The sequence below is a fragment of the Pantoea sp. S62 genome (genome assembly GCF_016658625.1).
Classification (GTDB): Bacteria; Pseudomonadota; Gammaproteobacteria; order Enterobacterales; family Enterobacteriaceae; genus Pantoea; species Pantoea vagans.
This window is the reverse complement of record NZ_JACVVI010000041.1, coordinates 1-2,001: the sequence shown is the minus strand read 5'-3', so window position 1 is coordinate 2,001 and position 2,001 is coordinate 1. Positions and strand designations below refer to the sequence as shown.

Here is a 2,001-nt window from a genome sequence, read left to right as displayed (position 1 = left end):
TCGGTATTCGCAGTTTGCATCGGGTTGGTAAGCCGGGATGGCCCCCTAGCCGAAACAGTGCTCTACCCCCGAAGATGAGTTCACGAGGCGCTACCTAAATAGCTTTCGGGGAGAACCAGCTATCTCCCGGTTTGATTGGCCTTTCACCCCCAGCCACAGGTCATCCGCTAATTTTTCAACATTAGTCGGTTCGGTCCTCCAGTTAGTGTTACCCAACCTTCAACCTGCCCATGGCTAGATCACCGGGTTTCGGGTCTATACCCTGCAACTTAACGCCCAGTTAAGACTCGGTTTCCCTGCGGCTCCCCTATACGGTTAACCTTGCTACAGAATATAAGTCGCTGACCCATTATACAAAAGGTACGCAGTCACCCCCATAAAGAAGGCTCCCACTGCTTGTACGTACACGGTTTCAGGTTCTGTTTCACTCCCCTCGCCGGGGTTCTTTTCGCCTTTCCCTCACGGTACTGGTTCACTATCGGTCAGTCAGGAGTATTTAGCCTTGGAGGATGGTCCCCCCATATTCAGACAGGATACCACGTGTCCCGCCTTACTCATCGAGCTCACAGCACGTGTGCTTTTGTGTACGGGAGTATCACCCTGTACCCTGCGACTTTCCAGACGCTTCCACTAACACACATGCTGATTCAGGCTCTGGGCTGCTCCCCGTTCGCTCGCCGCTACTGGGGGAATCTCGGTTGATTTCTTTTCCTCGGGGTACTTAGATGTTTCAGTTCCCCCGGTTCGCCTTGCAGCACTATGTATTCATGCTGCAATGATGCACAGAGTGCACCGGGTTTCCCCATTCGGACATCGACGGCTGTAGCGGTTCATATCACCTTACCGTCGCTTTACGCAGATTAGCACGTCCTTCATCGCCTCTGACTGCCTGGGCATCCACCGTGTACGCTTAGTCGCTTAACCTCACAACCCACAGGCGTTTTTCAACGCTGCAGACTGCAAGCATTTGAGAGACTCGAACGCATCGTATTTTTCATTCTTATTACGGAGAATGAAAACGACACGTCGTTTCAATTTTCAGCTTGTTCCGGATTGTTAAAGAGCATAATACTTCGCAGCACACCGTTGCCGGTACGCTCTGAGGTATTCAGAAAAAACAGATGAACGGTATGGTGGAGCTAAGCGGGATCGAACCGCTGACCTCCTGCGTGCAAGGCAGGCGCTCTCCCAGCTGAGCTATAGCCCCATACAGTTACTGCAGAGACCACTACTACCAGGAGTAACATTCTTCATGTAAAGAATGCGATTTTTTCTCAGGCAAGGCGTGTCGATGCGAAGCATAGTGAACTATGCGAGCCGTCGACACAACGCAGCATGAGGACAAATCTGGTAGGCCTGAGTGGACTTGAACCACCGACCTCACCCTTATCAGGGGTGCGCTCTAACCACCTGAGCTACAAGCCTGTAGAGGTTTTTTCTGCTCGTTACTTTTTATCAGACAATCTGTGTGGACACTGCGCGGGAAGGTATCTTCAGGTAAGGAGGTGATCCAACCGCAGGTTCCCCTACGGTTACCTTGTTACGACTTCACCCCAGTCATGAATCACAAAGTGGTAAGCGCCCTCCCGAAGGTTAAGCTACCTACTTCTTTTGCAACCCACTCCCATGGTGTGACGGGCGGTGTGTACAAGGCCCGGGAACGTATTCACCGTGGCATTCTGATCCACGATTACTAGCGATTCCGACTTCACGGAGTCGAGTTGCAGACTCCGATCCGGACTACGACGCACTTTGTGAGGTCCGCTTGCTCTCGCGAGGTCGCTTCTCTTTGTATGCGCCATTGTAGCACGTGTGTAGCCCTACTCGTAAGGGCCATGATGACTTGACGTCATCCCCACCTTCCTCCGGTTTATCACCGGCAGTCTCCTTTGAGTTCCCGACCGAATCGCTGGCAACAAAGGATAAGGGTTGCGCTCGTTGCGGGACTTAACCCAACATTTCACAACACGAGCTGACGACAGCCATGCAGCACCTGTCTCA

2 tRNA genes and 2 rRNA genes are annotated in these 2,001 nt (G+C 52.3%); all 4 read right to left on the bottom strand.

Annotation, left to right across the window (positions count from 1 at the left end):
- Positions 1-924, bottom strand: a 23S ribosomal RNA gene (locus IBT54_RS24825); the annotation flags it as partial.
- 207 nt (positions 925-1,131) lie between these two features.
- Positions 1,132-1,207, bottom strand: a tRNA-Ala gene (locus IBT54_RS24820).
- A gap of 141 nt (positions 1,208-1,348) precedes the next feature.
- Positions 1,349-1,425, bottom strand: a tRNA-Ile gene (locus IBT54_RS24815).
- A gap of 73 nt (positions 1,426-1,498) precedes the next feature.
- Positions 1,499-2,001: ribosomal RNA gene (locus tag IBT54_RS24810) — 16S ribosomal RNA — on the bottom strand; the annotation flags it as partial.